The organism is Streptomyces sp. NPDC059452 (genome assembly GCF_042750035.1).
Taxonomy (GTDB): Bacteria; Actinomycetota; Actinomycetes; order Streptomycetales; family Streptomycetaceae; genus Streptomyces.
In genome coordinates this window covers 26,904-41,945 of record NZ_JBHYVE010000010.1, presented here as the reverse complement: position 1 = coordinate 41,945, position 15,042 = coordinate 26,904, and the positions used below count along the sequence as shown (strand labels likewise).

Sequence of the window (15,042 nt, the reverse complement as noted above, 5' to 3'; positions counted from 1 at the left end):
TCGATAGGATGTCGGACATGACCGCATCCCGGGCGAAAGCGGCGCCCCCGACCAAGCCGCGGCGCGGTCGTCCGCCGTCCACCTCGCTCAACCACGACCTGATCCTGGACACGGCGTTCGCCCTGGTGGACCGGGAGGGCGCCGACGCCCTCACACTGCGCCGCCTCGGCTCGGACCTGGGCGCCAACCACACGGCGGTGCTACGGCACTTCGCGGGCAAGGACGAGATCCTGCTCGGGCTCGCCGAGCGGCTGCTCCAGGAGGCGATGGACGGCTTCGCACCCTCGAAGGACTGGCGCCCGACACTGGAGACGCTGGCCCGCAGGGTGCGCGCGGCCTGCCTGGCCCACCCGCAGGTCGCGGTCCTCGTCGCCACCCGCGTCGCCCGCCGCGAGGCGGAGTTCCACGGTGCGGACGTGGTCATCGGAGCCCTGCGCAAGGCGGGGTTCGACGACCGCGACGCGGCCCGCTACTACCGGACCCTGGTCGACACCGCCCTGGCCGTGTCCTCGTACGAGGCGTCGGTCGTCGCCCTCGGCAGCACCTCGCGGGAGGGCGACCGGATGGCCTGGCGCCGCGAGTATCTGGCGGTCTCCCCGAGCCGCTACCCGGATCTTGCCGCGGTGGCGCCCTACCTGGCCGAGGCCGACGAGGACGACCAGTTCGAGACGACGCTCGGGCTGCTCCTGGACGCGATCGCCCTGCGGGCGCGTACGGCCTGAGGGGCCGGCGCTTGGGCCCGTACAGCTTGGGTGTTCGGTGCTCGGGCGCGTACGGCCTTAGTGTCCCGCGCTTGGCCCCGTACAGCCTGAGTGTTCGGTGCTCGGGCTCGTACAGCCTGAGCGTTCGACGCGGCGGCCGGGGTCAGCCCGGCCGGGGGCAGCCCGGCTGAGGTCGCCATTGTTGGTATCCGCACCAGCGGGCCCAGACCGCCTCCCGCTCTGTTTCTTCCGGGTTTCACTACAGTTCTCGGCCAGTTCTGTAGAAAAGAGCCCCTTCTCCGGTCCTTGTCGCGGCAGTTCCGCTTACGCGAGAGTTCGGGACGCGGCGACAGGAACATGTCATCGCCGCCGGGCAGTGTCCACGGAACACATCGCGCGTCCCCAGGCGTGGTGTGGCCACCCCCCCATTGTCTGGACGCTCGCCCGTGTAGCGGAAGGAATCGCGTGAAGCACGGAAAGAAGAAGAACGCGCGCAGATACATCGTGGCGGCCTCCATCGGCGCCCTCCTGTCGGCCGGAGTCGCCACAGGGGCTTATGCCGGTACGGAGGAATCCGCGCCGCTGCGGTACCAGCCGGAGATGGTCAGCGCTCTCGCCACCACCCTGGGCGTGAGCGAGAAGGAGGCCGCCGAACGGCTGGACAAGGAAGCCCACCAGCAGGACCGGTTCGCGGAGTTGAAGGCGGACCGGGTCTCCACGCTCGGGGCCTTCTTCGCCAAGGACGGGACGCTCGTCGTCAACGCCGCCGACGCAGAGGCGGCCAAGGAGGTCAAGGCGGCGGGGCTCGCAGCACGGGTCCCCGAGCGCGGCGAGAGCGAGCTGAACCGGATCAAGGCCCAGCTCGACGCCAAGGCCCTCAAGAGCGCCCCGGCCGGGGTGTCGGCCTGGTCCGTCGACCTCGCGTCCGACACCGTGACCGTCGAGGTGAACGGTACGTCGGACGCCGCCACCCGCACCTTCCTCAAGGCCGCCAAGAGCAACGGCGACGCGGTACGGGTCGTCCAGGGCCAGGAGAAGCTGGAGACCCAGGCCGTCGTGCCGCCGGGCAGCCGGATGACCTTCAACGGCTACCTCTGCTCGGTCGGGTACGGGGCGAAGGACCGTAACGGCAAGCAGGTGCTCGTGACCGCCGGGCACTGTATCGAGGACCTGCCCGCACTCGCGTACAACGGGACCCGGTTCGCCAAGGGCACCCACACCCGGTTCGCGCTCGGCACCCGCAGCGTGGACATGGGCATAGCCTCCGTGGACGCCGGCCACTCGATCGGGCTGGACATCACCACGTACGGCAAGGCGGGCACGGTCGCCGTCCGGGGCAGCCAGCGGGCCCCGCAGGGTTCGGCGCTCTGCAAGTCCGGCCAGACCACCGGCTGGACCTGCGGCAAGGTCGGCTCGTACAACGTCAGCGTCACCTACACCGACGAGAACGGCGGGCCCGACACCGTCGTGACCGGTCTCGCCAGCTCCAGCGTCTGCACCCAGGGCGGGGACAGCGGGGGCGCGTACGTCTCCGGCAACCAGGCCCAGGGGCTGACCTCCGGCGGGCCGATCGGCCAGCGGTGCAACGGCCAGGTGAACTCGCCCGGTTCGTCGTACTTCCAGCCGCTCGACGATGCCCTGAAGTACTACGGGCTGACGCTCAACACCAAGTAGCCCCACCGGGGCGGCCCGACGCCGGGTCGCCCCGCGCGGGTGAAGGTGCCGCAAGCACGGGAGACCGTCCACTCATCCTGGGCGGTCTCCCGTTCCACCTGTTGTGCCCGCTCAGCCTGTTCCGCCTGTTCCGCCTGTTCCGCCTGTTTACGGTCCGTACTCCCATGCCACCCCGTGGACACCGGGCTTGCAGCGGGAGGTGAGCACATGGACGTTGTGCGCGTCGCTCAGCGGAATGCGCCGCTGCGCGCGGGGCGGGGCGCCGACCTTCTCGCGGACATAGCGGTGGCAGTCCGACGGCAGCGCGCCGGGGTGGAAGAAGACCTGCTGGAGGTACTCGTGGAGGTTCGTCCGCGACCAGCGCTCGTAGTGCGTGGCCGGGGTCTCGGACGGGCTCACATCGACCGCGTAACTCACCACCGTGGTATCCAGTTTGGCCAGCTTCCGGCCGAAGTGGATCTCCAGCACCAGGGACTTGAGCCCCTTGAGGTACGTGGCCTCGACGAGCCGGCCGCAGGTCACCCGGATGTCGACGGGTTCGGCCGCCTCGTCGTCGAAGCTGAGCACGAAGATCGCGCGGTCCGCGCCCGCCCGGCCGGCCCGCAGCACGTTCGTGGTGGAGATCCCGCTCAGCGTCCCGCTCTCGCCGATCGTCACCATGTCGTGGACGACCAGCGAGCTCGTCTCCTGGTTGAAGTGGCGGAACCGTGCGCCGAGCGCCTTCTCCACCACCGAGTCCTCGCCGAGGATCTGGAGCGCCGCCCCCTCGTCGCCGGCCGGTGTGGTCCGGCCACGGGGCCTGCGCGGGCCGAGCAGCGAGCGCAGGGCTCCTGCGGGCAGCTCCAGGATCTCCTCCAGCACCTCCACCGCCCGCAGGGAGCGCGCCCGTTCGGGCTGGCTGCGGCCGCGCTGCCAACTGCTGAGGGTGGCCTGGCTGATGGCGATGCCGCGTCCCCTGAGGCGTTCGCTCACCCGCTCAAGCGAGAGCCCGCGCCGGTTCAGTGCCTGCCGCAGGACCCCGGGGAAAGTGTCGGCGCCGGTCGCCGCCGCGTGCAGGTCCGAGGCGGTGATGGCCTCGCCCGTGCGGGCGGCGGTGGTGTGGGCTTCCAGGGGGCGCGCGGAAGCCGGTGCTCCCGTCGCTGTGCCGCCCCCGGCCTCCGTCAGCCCGAAGTCGGCATCGGGGTCGGTGTCGGTGTCGGTGTCGGCATTGACATCGACTTCGGCTTCGGCATTGACGTCGGCTTCGGTGTCGGTATCGATATCCGTCCTGCTCGACATGTCCCTCCCCGTTTTCGGCGGTCTCCCGGCGGTCCGGCCGACAGGCGCCCGCATACTGGTTGACCACTGGACGGGTGGCGGATAACAAATCCCCCGGGGGTGACGTGTCCCACGCCCCCGCGGGCGCGTCCCGGCCGGTCCGGGACGTGGGCACGTGGTGAACGGAACGAAGGACGTGAACGGCGTGGACAGCACCGCTCTGGTCGTCGCGGCGAGGAACGGCGACCGGGCCGCCGGGGAACGGCTGGCCGCCCAGTACCTGCCGCTCGTCTACAACATCGTCGGGCGCGCCCTCAACGGCCATCCGGACGTGGACGACGTGGTGCAGGAGACCATGCTCCGGGCCCTCTCCGGCCTGCCCTCCCTGCGCGACCCGGCCCGCTTCCGCTCCTGGCTCGTCGCCATCGCCATGAACCAGGTCCGCACCCGCTGGGCCGGTCTCGGCCATCGGCCCGCCCCGCTGGAGGAGTCCGAGGACCCCGCCGACCCGGCCGCCGACTTCGTCGACCTGACGATCCTGCGCCTCGAACTCTCCGGCCAGCGGCGCGAGACGGCCGAGGCGACCCGCTGGCTGGACGACGCGGAACGCGATGTGCTCTCCCTGTGGTGGCTGGAAACCACCGGGGAGCTCACCCGTGCCGAGCTGGCGGAGGCGCTCGGGCTCTCGCCGCAGCACGCCGCCGTACGCGTACAGCGGGTCAAGAACCAGCTCGACGTGGGGCGTGCGGTCGTACGGGCCCTGGCGTCCGACCCGCGCTGCCCGGCCCTGGAGGATCTGCTGGGCGACGGCGACTGGGACGGTACGCCGACGCCCCTGTGGCGTAAGCGAATTGCCCGGCATATGCGTGTTTGCGCCTCCTGCTCCGCCGGGAGTACGGGGCTGGTCCCGCCGGAAGGGCTGCTCTCCGGGCTCGCTCTGGTGGTGCCGTTGTACGAGACGGGGCAGCATGCCTCGGCGGCGGTCGCCTTCGCCTCTTCGGCCCCGGTCGCCTCAGCGGTCACTCCGGCCGCCTCGGCCGCATCGGTCTCGGCCTCCGGCGCTCCCGCCGCCGCCCCGGCCGTGGCTCCGGCCGTGTTCTCGGCCGGGAAGGCGGCGGGGCTCATAGCCGGTGCGGCCGCCGTGACCACGCTCGCCGTACTGTTCTGGCCCTCCGCCCCCACTCCGCCCGAGGCCCGGGGCGGGAGCGCGACCCACAGCCCCGAGCCCTCGCCGCCCGCCGCCGCCCCGGCCGAGCCGCTCCCCACGCCCTCAGCCACCACGGTCTCGCCCACGCCGAGCCGTACCGCCACCACCGCCCCCGCCTCCCGGCCGCCGTCCACCGCGGCCCCCGCGCCCTCCGTCACCACGGCTTCGCCCACGGCCCCGCCTCCCGGCCCGGACGCCCGGCTGGTCACCCAGGTCAACACCCTGCGCGCCGAGAGCGGTTGCCCGGGCCTGCGCACCGACCCCCGGCTCACCGAGGTAGCCCAGCGCCACTCCGAGGACATGGCGGCCCGGGGCTATTTCGGCCACACCGACTCCACGGGCCGGGGCATGGGCGAGCGTGTGACCGACTCGGGCTACCTCTGGTCCGCCGTCGGCGAGACCATCGCCACCGGCCCGTCCGATCCGGCGGCCGTGGCCGAGCAGTGGCGCAGCAGCCCCGGCCGCGACGACGACATCTTCAACTGCGACTTCGTCCACGTCGGCGTGGGCATCGCCGACTCCCCGCGCGGCCCCTACTGGACCCAGGTCCTGGGCACTCCGCGCTGAGCGGCCGGGCCGGTTGTCAGTGCCGGGTGCCAGACTCGTTCAGCATGGAGACAACGGAGACAGTGGTGGGGCTCAGGGATGTCGAACAGGCCGATCTGGAGGTGTTCCTCGCGTACGAGCACGACCCGGAGGCGGTCCGCAGGTCGAGGTTCGCCCCCCGTGAGCGGGAGGCGTTCATGGCGCACTGGACCGCGAAGGTGCTGGGGGACCCGACGGTGTTCGTGCAGACGGTCGTCGTGGACGGTGAGCCGGCCGGGAACATCGTGGCCTGGTGGGACGGCGAGCGGCGCTTCATCGGCTACTGGTTCGGCCGTCCGTACTGGGGCCGGGGCATAGGCACCGAGGCGCTGACCGTGTTCCTGGAGCGGGAGAAGGTCCGCCCGCTCTACGCGGACCCGGTCGCCGGGAACACTGGCTCGATCCGGCTGCTGGAAAAGTGCGGGTTCGAGGCGACTGGAACGGTCAGGCACGGGGAGGACGAGCATGTGGTCCTGGTGCTCGGCGGGTCCGCATAAGCAACGCTTCCCTGGCCCCGGGCCTGGACCCGGGCCGTGCGCCTGGCTCAGGACGCGGAGGCGGATCCGGGTCCAGGCGCAGGCGGTAGGTCCAACCCCACACGCGTCAGCGCATCACGGCTGACGCAGCGGCTTGGCCATGCAGATGCTGCTCTCGTACTCCCGGTAGTGGCCGAACTTCTCGCACACCGCATAGCCGCTCGACGTGTACAGCGCCACCGCCTCGGGCTGCTGGTCGCCGGTCTCCAGGACCATCCGGACGCGCCCGGCCGCACGGGCGTCGTCCTCCAGGGCGGCGAGCATCCGGCGGGCCAGACCCCGGCCCCGGCCCTCGGGGATCACGAACATTCGCTTGATCTCGGCGTCGCCGTCGGCATAGCCCTCGGGGTTACGGTCCTGGGTCCGCCAGCCACCCGTGGCCACCGGGCGGTCGAGCTCGTCGTAGGCGAGCAGATACAGACCGTGCGGCGGGTCGAACATGGCGGGGTCGAGGGGTGTGATATCGCCCTCGTCGCCGTAGCGCTCGGCGTACTCCAACTGCACCTGGTCATTGAGTTTGACGGCGTCGGGGTGGTCGAAGCGGCGCGGACGGATGTTCATGCGAAATATCGTAAATCTATGAGTAGGGGCAGGGTAGGTACTGTTTCCTGATGCTGACTGTTACATCTGTGAATGTTAATGGGCTCCGCGCCGCCGCGAAAAAGGGCTTCGTGGAATGGCTAGCGGGCACCGAAGCCGACGTGGTCTGCCTCCAGGAGGTCCGCGCCGAGCCCGGCCAGCTGGCCGAGGAGGTCCGTACCCCCGAGGGCTGGCACACCGTGCACGCCCCCGCCGCCGCCAAGGGCCGTGCCGGGGTCTCCCTCTACTCCCGCCAGGCGCCGGAGCGGGTCCAGATCGGCTTCGGCGGGTACGAGGTCCCCGGCGCCGAGGAGTTCGACGCGAGCGGCCGGTACGTCGAGATCGACCTCCCCGGCGTGACCGTCGCGAGCCTGTACCTGCCCTCCGGCGAGGTCGGCACCGAGCGGCAGGACGAGAAGGAGCGCTTCATGGCGGCCTTTCTCCCCTACCTCCAGGGCCTGAAGACGCGGGCGGCGGCGGGCGGCCGTGAGGTCGTGGTCTGCGGCGACTGGAACATCGCCCACCAGGAGGCCGACCTGAAGAACTGGAAGGCCAACCAGAAGAGCTCCGGCTTCCTGCCCGAGGAGCGGGCCTGGCTGACGAGGGTCTTCGACGAAGCCGCGTACGTGGACGTGGTGCGGAAGCTGCACCCGGACGTGGCGGGGCCGTACAGCTGGTGGTCCTACCGGGGCCGCGCCTTCGACAACGACTCCGGCTGGCGCATCGACTACCAGATCGCCACACCGGGCCTCGCCGCCCGCGCGGTCAAGGCGTACGTGGAGAGGGCCGCGAGCCATGCGGAACGGTGGAGTGATCATGCGCCCGTGACGGTCGTCTTCGGCCCGTAGGGGGCAGCCGTCCCCCGACGCGGTCCCCGTCGGCGCGGGTGTCTGGCGACCCCGGCCCGTTCGGTTGACAATGATCCGGCGGGCGCGCCGATGGTGCGTGTGGGGAGCGCGTGGGGGAGAGGGAGACATGCGGGGGGCGATACTCGGCGGCCGCTACCAGCTGCGGGAGCCGCTCGGCGCGGGCGGCATGGGGACCGTGTGGCGGGCCCATGACCGACTTCGCGGGCGCGGCGTCGCCGTGAAGACGCTGACGGGTTTCGCCGAGTCGGCGACCTCCGAGCTGGCCCGCAGGTTCCGCCGGGAGATCCAGGTGGCTTCTCTGCTGCGCGACCCGCACATCGTGGAGGCGCACGATTCGGGCGAAGCGTTCGTCGACGGACGCCCCCTGCTGTACCTGGTGATGGAGGAGGTCCCGGGTGAGCCGTTGAACCGGCTGCTCGGCACCCGGACCCCGTCGCTCGCGGAGATCACCCGCTGGGGCGACGGGATCTGCGCGGCGCTGGAGGCCATGCACCGGGCGGGGGTCGTGCACCGTGATCTGAAGCCCGCGAACGTGATGATCGGCCCCGACGGGCATGCCACCGTCCTGGACTTCGGCATCGCCCGCCTGGAGGGCGAAAGGCTCGATCTGCCCACCCTCACCCGCACCGGCCATGTGGTGGGCACCGTTGCCTACATGTCTCCCGAACAGGCCGTCGGCACGGTCCCACTCGACGGCCGCAGTGATCTCTACTCCCTGGGCTGCTTGCTGTACGCGGCCCTGGTCGGCCGGCCGCCCTTCTCCGAGGGGCCTTGGCACCTCGTTCCGCACCAGCACGTCCACCAGGCTCCCTTACCACCCGGTGAGCTCCGGGACGGGCTTCCGGCCGCGTGGGACGTGCTGGTGCTGGATCTCCTCGCCAAAGCGCCGGAGGACCGGCCGCCCACCGCGGCCGCGGTGCGGGAACGGATCGCGGGACTGCCCCTGCCGGTGGATGCTCCGCCCGTGCCAGTGGCGGCACCTTCCCTGGCCGCGACGATGATCGACCCGGACGCGATCACCTCCGAGGTCTCCGAGGCTTCTGACATCTCTGACGCATCCGAGGCCCACGACGCTTCCGACGCCTCTGACATCTCCGACGCCTCTGATGTCTCTGACGTTTCCGCGGTCGTCGGTGTCCACGCTGATCCGAACGCCTCGACCGTGCTCGGCGGGGGCCAAGAGGCGACGACCCCTCGGTACCCGGGCCTCGACCCGAACCCGGCTCCCAACCCCATCCCGGCCCCGACCACCGGTCCGATCCCCACCGCTGCCCTCACCAGACCGCTGCCCGGCTCCGCCCTGCCTCCGCCGCGCGTGCTGTCCGGTGACGAGGTGATCGCGCGCAGCCTGACGGCACAGCAGCTTCTGGGTCTCGGTGCGGTGGTGCTGCTGGTGCTCGGTGGGCTGGTGGCGCTCACTCTGGTGATCTCGGGACGTGAGGTCGGCCCGTCGCTGGGGACGTCCGGATTCATCACCGTGGGCGGGCTGCTCGCCGCCGTCCTGATCGGGCTTCTTTACAGCGACTACGTCTACCGCTGGCGACCCCGGCGGGTTGCGGCCAGGCAGCGGCGTGCAGCCGACGAGGACGCCCCGTCCCACTGGGAGGACGAGACGGATGAGGCGGAAGAGGTGCGAAAAGCGGCCCGTGGCGCCGCGAGCTTCGCCCAGCAGGATGCTCTCGCGGTGCTTGCCTCGGCGATATCGAACGGCCAGGCGCTGTGGGTGGCCTACGAGTTCCAGAAGCGCCTCTGGTGGGTCCACCTCCACCCGCTCCGCTTCGACAGAGGCTATCTGGTGGGGCTCACCGTACAGACGCGGAAGGACTTCCACATCGCCGAATTCCGGCTGCGCGGGACGTCCGGCACCCGGCTGGACGGCGTGTGAGCGACCGGCTCCGACGTGACAGGGAGGGGCAGGGAGGGGTCACTCCACCTTCGGGGGCTGCGTGCCGTCCTCGCGGCGCAGCCGCCGGTCCAGGGCCATCGACAGCTCCGCGTCGACCACCGCGCGGGCCAGTGGCCGTAGTTGGGCCGGTTCGGTCTCCGTAGCGTGGGCATGCAGTACGCGTACGAAGATTTCGGCGAGAGCGTCCGCGTGCTCGCGGACGCGGCGGCCCGAGGAGAGCACCGTGGCCAGCGGCACCCCTTCCCGTACGAGCTCCGCAGACACCTCCAGGAGGCGGCGGCTGATGTGGACGATCTCGTCGCCGTCGGTGGCGAGATAGCCCAGGTCCAGCGCGGTGGCCAGGTTCTCCGGGGTGACCTCGCCCTCGAAGTAGTCGGCGAGCTGTTCCGGGGTGAGGCGGACCGGGGTCTCCTCGGTCGGCTCGCCGAGCCCCAGCACCTCGGCGACATCGCGCCCGCTCTCGAAGGTGGCGGCCAGGTCCGCGATGCCGTTGAGGGTGTGGCCGCGCTCCAGCAGGCCCGTGATGGTCCGCAGGCGGGCCAGGTGGTGGTCGTCGTACCAGGCGATCCGCCCCTCGCGGCGGGGCGGCGGGATCAGGCCGCGCTCCCGGTAGAAGCGCAGGGTCCGCACGGTGATGCCGGCCTCCTTGGCCAGCTCCTCCATGCGGTATTCGCGGTGCTCGCGTCCTTCAGCCACAGGGGCACCCTATGTTGTACCGCCAGTAACTTTCCTCGGTCCGCCCCCTACCCATCAGTACGAGCCTGCTCTACTCTCCGAACCATGCCAGTGATTGCTGGCAAGGTGGCGTGACGTACCGCGGGGAGGCGGCAGCATGGCCCAGCAGGAGCACGTACGTGTGGCGGTGATCGGTACCGGATTCGGGGGCCTGGGGGCCGCCGTCCGGCTGCGCCGCGAAGGCATCACCGATTTCGTCGTCCTGGAGCGGGCCGACTCGGTGGGCGGCACCTGGCGCGACAACAGCTATCCCGGCTGCGCCTGCGACGTACCGTCCCACCTCTACTCCTTCTCCTTCGCCCCCAACCCCGACTGGCCGCGCACCTTCTCCGGCCAGGAGCACATCCGGGCCTATCTGGAGCGCGTCGCCGACACCTTCGGGCTCCGCCCGCACATCCGGCTGAACCACGAGGTGAAGCTGATGAGCTGGGACCGGGAGAACCTGTACTGGGTGATCGAGTCCGCCAACGGCACGACCCTGCGCGCGGATGTCGTCATCTCCGCCACCGGGCCGCTCTCCGACCCCAAGATGCCCGACATACCCGGGCTCGACTCCTTCCCCGGCAAGGTCTTCCACTCCGCGCGCTGGGACCACGACTACGACCTCGCGGGCAAGCGGGTCGCGATGGTCGGAACGGGCGCCTCCGCCATCCAGATCGTCCCGGCGATCCAGCCGAAGACCGCGAAGCTCACCCTCTTCCAGCGCACCCCGCCGTGGGTCATGCCGCGCATGGACCGCACCATCAGCAAGGCCGAACGCGCACTCCACCGCGCGATACCCGCGACCGGCACCGCCCGCCGCGGACTGCTGTGGGGCATACGGGAGTTGCAGGTGGGCGCCTTCACCAAGCACCCCGACCAGCTCGGCCTGGTGGAGAAGCTGGCCAAGTCCAACATGGCGCGGGCCATCAAGGACCCGGTGCTGCGGGCCAAGCTGACCCCCTCGTACCGCATCGGCTGCAAGCGGATCCTGCTCTCCAGCACGTACTACCCGGCCCTGGCCCAGCCCAATGTGGACGTGGTCGCCTCCGGGCTCAGCGAGATACGCGGCTCCACCGTCGTCGCCGCCGACGGCAGCGAGGCCGAGGTCGACGCGATCATCTTCGGCACCGGCTTCCATGTGACGGACATGCCGATCGCGGAACGGGTCGTCGGTGAGGAGGGGATCACCCTCGCCGAGACCTGGAAGGGCGGGATGAACTCGCTGCGCGGCGCCACCGCCGCCGGGTTCCCCAACTGGATGACGATCATCGGCCCCAACACGGGCCTCGGGAACTCCTCGATGATCCTGATGATCGAGTCCCAGCTGAACTACATGGCCGACTATCTGCGCCAGTTGAACGTGCTGGGCGGCCGCGCCGCGCTCGGCGCCCGCTCCACCGCCGTCACCGCGTGGAACCACAAGGTCCAGGAGCGGATGAAGCGCACGGTGTGGAACACCGGCGGCTGCACCAGCTGGTACCTGGACGCGGAGGGCCGCAACACGACGGTCTGGCCGGGCACGACGGGGGAGTTCCGGCGGCAGACACGGTCGGTGGACCTCGCGGAGTACGACGTCATCCGGGCGGCCGGAAAGCCGGGTGCCGGGCGGCTGGCCGGGAGCGGGCTCGTACCGGAGCAGCCGCGGCGCGGTGAGCGGGAGACCGTCGCCGCCGGGGACTCCGTGGCATCCCGGGACTCCGTGGCATCTCGGGACTCCGTGACCGAGGAGGCCGCACGATGAGCCGCCTCCTGCGCCGCGACACCACCCCGCCCGCCACCCCGCCCGTCCCCGCGAGCGACCTCTTCGTACGGTCGGCCGACGGCTCCCGCGTACACGTCGAGCTGTACGGCCCCGAGGACGCCCCGGCGGTGGTCCTCGCCCACGGCTGGACCTGCAACACCCACTTCTGGGCCGCGCAGATCCGGGACCTCGCCGCCGACCACCGCGTCATCGCCTACGACCAGCGCGGCCACGGCCTCACCCCCGAACCCGGCCCCGGCGGCTACAGCGTGCCCGCGCTCGCCGACGACCTCGAAGCGGTGCTCGCCGCCACCCTCGCCCCCGGGCGGAAGGCGGTGCTCGCCGGGCACTCCATGGGCGGCATGACGCTGATGGCCGCGGCCCGCCGCCCCGGCCTGCGCGAGCACGCCGCGGCGGTCCTGCTCTGCTCGACCGGCAGTGGTCGGCTGACCGCCGAGGCCACCGTCGTACCGCTGCGGGCGAGCGCGTTCCGTACCCGCCTGACGGCCACGATCCTGGGGGCGAGGGCGCCGCTCGGCCCGGTCAATCCGGTGTCGAGGCGCCTCCTCAAGTACGCCACGATGGGCGCCGGTTCGCCCCCGGAGCGGGTCGACGTCTGCGCCCGGATCGTGCACGCGTGCCCGCGCCGCGCGCGGGTGGGATGGGGTCACGTACTCGCCGGGCTGGACGTGACGGCGGACGTGCGCGAACTGCGGGTGCCGACGGCGGTGATCGCCGGTACGGACGACCGGCTCACCCCGCCGGTCCACGCGCGGGCCATAGCGGCGGCGCTCCCGCTCGGCCTCGGGCTGACCGAGCTGGCGGGCATGGGGCACATGACGCCGGTGGAGGCCCCGGAGGCGGTCACGGCGAAGCTCAGGGAACTGGCCACCCGGTACGTCGCGCCCTCGACGGCCGCCACCACCGCAATGTCTCAGAAGAAGGAGGATGTCGCATGAGCAGCAGCAGGCGGAGTCTGGAGGGCCAGGTCGTCGTCGTGACCGGCGCGGCCCGGGGCGTGGGCGAACTGCTCGCCCGCAAGCTGTCGGCGCGTGGCGCGACCCTGGCGCTCGTCGGCCTGGAGCCGGACGAGCTGAAGAAGGTCTCCGAACGGCTGCACGGCGAGAGCGACCACTGGTTCGCCGATGTCACCGACCATACGGCGATGGCCCGGGTGGCCCGCGAGGTCAAGGAACGGTTCGGCAAGGTCGACGTGGTCGTCGCCAACGCGGGCGTCGCCTCGGGCGGCCCGTTCGTCGACTCGGACCCGGACGCGTGGCGGCGGGTGATCGAGGTGAACCTGATCGGCGGAGCGGTCACCGGACGGGCGTTCCTGCCGGTGCTGATGGAGAGCCGCGGCTACTTCCTCCAGATAGCCTCGCTGGCCGCGATCACCCCGGCGCCGATGATGACGGCGTACTGCGCGTCGAAGTCGGGCGTGGAGGCGTTCGCGCACAGCCTGCGGGCCGAGGTCGGCTACAAGGGCGTCAAGGTTGGGGTCGGCTACCTCTCCTGGACCGACACCGACATGGTGCGCGGCGCGGACCAGGACGAGGTGATGCGCGAGCTGCGCCAGCGGCTGCCGTGGCCGATGAACCGTACGTATCCGCTCGGCCCGGCCGTCGACCGCATCGTGGACGGCATCGCGCGCCGCTCCCCGCATGTGTACGCCCAGTGGTGGCTGCGCGGGATGCAGTCGGTCCGGGGCTATCTGCCCTCGGTCATCGCGATCGGCGGACAGCGCGAGATGCGGCGCTTCGAGCCCAGGCTCCACACGGTGCCGAAGGGGCTGGTGGGCGCCGGGGGAGCGGCGGACCAGGACGCGCGTGCGGAGCGCACTGACCGTACGTGACGTTCGGTAGCGGTCCGAAATGCGCGGGATGTCGCGTCGTGCAACGCTGGGCGAGGCCCCGCTGGGGGCCATCCCCACGTACCCCACGCATCCCACAGGAGTGAACAGCATGGGTATTGCAGACCAGTTCAAGGACAAGGCGCAGGAGCTCGCCGACCAGGCCAAGCAGAAGGCCGGCCAGGGCAAGGACCAGGCTCAGGACCGGGCGTCGGACGCCCGCAACCGGGGCCGGGACCAGGAGCACGGCTCCGACGCGTCGACGGGCCTGCGGGACCGCGCCCAGGACGCGAAGGACCAGGCGCGCGAGCGCTTTGACCGTTGACGGTCGCTGAGGTGTGACGCGTGCGCGCTGCGCTGTGCGCGTGCGTACGCGTCGCTTCAGGAGGCGCATCCGGGTTGCCGGGTGCGCCTCCTTCCTGCGTTACGGGGCCGGTCCCGGTCCGGTCCCGGGCCGGGGGTCACCACAGGCGGGCCACCTCTTGGCCGTCGGAGTCCAGGACGAGGTAGTCGGACTCCCCGGGATAGGGCAGCCAGACCGAGATCCCGTTCGACCAGACGGCGATCTCGACGGCAGAGGCCAGACTCGGGTCCAGCCGCAGCGTGATGAACTCCTCGGCGGCAAGCGTGAAGGCGGTTCCCCCGGGCTCGAAGGTGATCCGCGCGGGCCCGTCGGCCGCAGCCAGCTTCATGTCCATCGTCGAACGGCCGTCGGTGCCCATCTGTCCCGCCTCCACGCACGCTTGGGTCCGTGCGGGTAGCGCGTCAACTCGACGCACTACGCCGCCTCTTCGAGCCCGAGAGGGCACACGCGCCGGTCCGTCAGTACCTGGAGCGATTCGACGATGCGCGACGGGCAAGAATGTTGTTGCTCGCCGACATCATCCCGCCCCAGGGAGGCACCCCTAACTGAGTCCCACGCCTGCCGACCCTGATGCCTGGAACGCGTACCTCGCCGAGGGCAATGCCCGGCAGGCCCGCAAACGTGTCGCGGCGGACGTGCTCATCCGAGATCCGCTCGGGCGCGTGCTGCTGGTGAACCCCACCTACAAGCCGGGCTGGGACCTGCCGGGAGGCATGGCCGAAGCGAACGAGCCGCCCGAGGAAGCCGTCCGGCGCGAGCTGCGAGAGGAGTTGGGCCGCGGCATCGATCTGCTCGGACTCCTGGTCGTGGACTGGGTCGCCCCGCACGGACCGTTGGACGACCAGATCGCCTTCATCTTCGACGGCGGCACTTTCTGCGATGACGAGGCTCTACGGCCCCACGACCAGGAACTGTCCGAGGCCCGCTTCATTCCGCTGGAGACGGCACGCCAGCTGGTCAGCGAGCGGATGCGGCGGCGACTGGACGCGGCGGTGAAGGCTCTGGAGGACGGTCGGCCGATGTACCTCCACGACGGCGCGACCAACTGGTGAGTTGA

At 71.3% G+C, this 15,042-nt stretch carries 15 protein-coding genes; 11 read left to right on the top strand and 4 right to left on the bottom strand.

Features of this window, described 5'->3' with window-relative positions:
• Window positions 1–17: 17 nt before the first annotated feature.
• The gene (locus ACFW9Z_RS15650; RefSeq protein ID WP_384640133.1) at window positions 18–722 is read left to right on the top strand and encodes a TetR/AcrR family transcriptional regulator; all 705 of its coding nucleotides are present in this window, start codon (window positions 18–20) and stop codon (window positions 720–722) included.
• Between the two features lie 444 nt (window positions 723–1,166).
• Window positions 1,167–2,375 carry a S1 family peptidase gene (locus ACFW9Z_RS15645; RefSeq protein WP_384640130.1) on the top strand — a complete coding sequence of 403 codons (1,209 nt, stop codon included), beginning with the start codon at window positions 1,167–1,169 and terminating at the stop codon, window positions 2,373–2,375.
• 147 nt (window positions 2,376–2,522) lie between these two features.
• On the opposite strand, the gene ACFW9Z_RS15640 is transcribed toward ACFW9Z_RS15645, so the two are convergent.
• Entirely contained in the window at window positions 2,523–3,653 is a 1,131-nt protein-coding gene (locus ACFW9Z_RS15640) for a multiprotein-bridging factor 1 family protein (protein ID WP_384640127.1), read from the bottom strand.
• A gap of 175 nt (window positions 3,654–3,828) precedes the next feature.
• Between ACFW9Z_RS15640 and ACFW9Z_RS15635 the strand changes: the two genes are divergently transcribed.
• Window positions 3,829–5,406 (top strand): sigma-70 family RNA polymerase sigma factor, encoded by a 1,578-nt coding sequence (locus ACFW9Z_RS15635; RefSeq protein WP_384640538.1) that lies wholly within the window; start codon window positions 3,829–3,831, stop codon window positions 5,404–5,406.
• A gap of 44 nt (window positions 5,407–5,450) precedes the next feature.
• Entirely contained in the window at window positions 5,451–5,921 is a 471-nt protein-coding gene (locus ACFW9Z_RS15630; RefSeq protein WP_384640125.1) for a GNAT family N-acetyltransferase, read from the top strand.
• A 114-nt stretch (window positions 5,922–6,035) separates the two neighbouring features.
• On the opposite strand, the gene ACFW9Z_RS15625 is transcribed toward ACFW9Z_RS15630, so the two are convergent.
• A complete protein-coding gene (locus ACFW9Z_RS15625) occupies window positions 6,036–6,521 on the bottom strand; it encodes a GNAT family N-acetyltransferase (protein WP_384640122.1) in 486 nt (161 codons plus the stop codon).
• Window positions 6,522–6,571: 50 nt separating this feature from the next.
• Between ACFW9Z_RS15625 and ACFW9Z_RS15620 the strand changes: the two genes are divergently transcribed.
• Window positions 6,572–7,387 carry an exodeoxyribonuclease III gene (locus ACFW9Z_RS15620; protein WP_384640120.1) on the top strand — a complete coding sequence of 272 codons (816 nt, stop codon included), beginning with the start codon at window positions 6,572–6,574 and terminating at the stop codon, window positions 7,385–7,387.
• Window positions 7,388–7,514: 127 nt separating this feature from the next.
• Entirely contained in the window at window positions 7,515–9,293 is a 1,779-nt protein-coding gene (locus ACFW9Z_RS15615; protein ID WP_384640117.1) for a serine/threonine-protein kinase, read from the top strand.
• A gap of 39 nt (window positions 9,294–9,332) precedes the next feature.
• On the opposite strand, the gene ACFW9Z_RS15610 is transcribed toward ACFW9Z_RS15615, so the two are convergent.
• Entirely contained in the window at window positions 9,333–9,977 is a 645-nt protein-coding gene (locus ACFW9Z_RS15610; RefSeq protein ID WP_384640535.1) for a MerR family transcriptional regulator, read from the bottom strand.
• A gap of 169 nt (window positions 9,978–10,146) precedes the next feature.
• Here ACFW9Z_RS15610 and ACFW9Z_RS15605 point away from each other — a divergent pair, with 169 nt between their 5' ends.
• The 4 genes from ACFW9Z_RS15605 (at window position 10,147) to ACFW9Z_RS15590 (ending at window position 13,946) form a co-directional block, all read left to right on the top strand.
• Window positions 10,147–11,772, top strand: a complete 1,626-nt coding sequence (locus ACFW9Z_RS15605) for a flavin-containing monooxygenase (RefSeq protein WP_384640114.1) — start codon at window positions 10,147–10,149, stop codon at window positions 11,770–11,772.
• Window positions 11,769–12,731 carry an alpha/beta fold hydrolase gene (locus tag ACFW9Z_RS15600; protein WP_384640111.1) on the top strand — a complete coding sequence of 321 codons (963 nt, stop codon included), beginning with the start codon at window positions 11,769–11,771 and terminating at the stop codon, window positions 12,729–12,731. The genes ACFW9Z_RS15605 and ACFW9Z_RS15600 overlap by 4 nt, the downstream gene beginning before the upstream one ends.
• Window positions 12,728–13,624 carry an SDR family oxidoreductase gene (locus ACFW9Z_RS15595; RefSeq protein WP_384640109.1) on the top strand — a complete coding sequence of 299 codons (897 nt, stop codon included), beginning with the start codon at window positions 12,728–12,730 and terminating at the stop codon, window positions 13,622–13,624. The genes ACFW9Z_RS15600 and ACFW9Z_RS15595 overlap by 4 nt, the downstream gene beginning before the upstream one ends.
• Before the next feature lie 109 nt (window positions 13,625–13,733).
• Window positions 13,734–13,946, top strand: coding sequence for a hypothetical protein (locus ACFW9Z_RS15590; RefSeq protein WP_384640106.1), 213 nt, complete (start codon window positions 13,734–13,736; stop codon window positions 13,944–13,946).
• Window positions 13,947–14,082: 136 nt separating this feature from the next.
• On the opposite strand, the gene ACFW9Z_RS15585 is transcribed toward ACFW9Z_RS15590, so the two are convergent.
• Window positions 14,083–14,343, bottom strand: coding sequence for a hypothetical protein (locus tag ACFW9Z_RS15585; protein WP_384640103.1), 261 nt, complete (start codon window positions 14,341–14,343; stop codon window positions 14,083–14,085).
• Window positions 14,344–14,530: 187 nt separating this feature from the next.
• Here ACFW9Z_RS15585 and ACFW9Z_RS15580 point away from each other — a divergent pair, with 187 nt between their 5' ends.
• Complete coding sequence (locus ACFW9Z_RS15580; RefSeq protein WP_384640532.1) at window positions 14,531–15,037, top strand: NUDIX domain-containing protein; 507 nt, start codon at window positions 14,531–14,533, stop codon at window positions 15,035–15,037.
• The last annotated feature ends 5 nt before the right edge of the window (window positions 15,038–15,042 follow it).

What these genes read in the sequence shown, in the direction of transcription:
- ACFW9Z_RS15650 (WP_384640133.1), top strand. Translation starts at nt 18, where the DNA reads ATGACCGCATCCCGGGCGAAAGCGGCGCCCCCGACCAAGCCGCGGCGC.
- ACFW9Z_RS15590 (WP_384640106.1), top strand. Translation starts at nt 13,734, where the DNA reads ATGGGTATTGCAGACCAGTTCAAGGACAAGGCGCAGGAGCTCGCCGAC.
- ACFW9Z_RS15605 (WP_384640114.1), top strand. Translation starts at nt 10,147, where the DNA reads ATGGCCCAGCAGGAGCACGTACGTGTGGCGGTGATCGGTACCGGATTC.
- ACFW9Z_RS15625 (WP_384640122.1), bottom strand. Translation starts at nt 6,521, where the DNA reads ATGAACATCCGTCCGCGCCGCTTCGACCACCCCGACGCCGTCAAACTC.
- ACFW9Z_RS15585 (WP_384640103.1), bottom strand. Translation starts at nt 14,343, where the DNA reads ATGGGCACCGACGGCCGTTCGACGATGGACATGAAGCTGGCTGCGGCC.
- ACFW9Z_RS15600 (WP_384640111.1), top strand. Translation starts at nt 11,769, where the DNA reads ATGAGCCGCCTCCTGCGCCGCGACACCACCCCGCCCGCCACCCCGCCC.
- ACFW9Z_RS15630 (WP_384640125.1), top strand. Translation starts at nt 5,451, where the DNA reads ATGGAGACAACGGAGACAGTGGTGGGGCTCAGGGATGTCGAACAGGCC.
- ACFW9Z_RS15610 (WP_384640535.1), bottom strand. Translation starts at nt 9,977, where the DNA reads ATGGAGGAGCTGGCCAAGGAGGCCGGCATCACCGTGCGGACCCTGCGC.
- ACFW9Z_RS15640 (WP_384640127.1), bottom strand. Translation starts at nt 3,653, where the DNA reads ATGTCGAGCAGGACGGATATCGATACCGACACCGAAGCCGACGTCAAT.
- ACFW9Z_RS15615 (WP_384640117.1), top strand. Translation starts at nt 7,515, where the DNA reads ATGCGGGGGGCGATACTCGGCGGCCGCTACCAGCTGCGGGAGCCGCTC.
- ACFW9Z_RS15620 (WP_384640120.1), top strand. Translation starts at nt 6,572, where the DNA reads ATGCTGACTGTTACATCTGTGAATGTTAATGGGCTCCGCGCCGCCGCG.
- ACFW9Z_RS15595 (WP_384640109.1), top strand. Translation starts at nt 12,728, where the DNA reads ATGAGCAGCAGCAGGCGGAGTCTGGAGGGCCAGGTCGTCGTCGTGACC.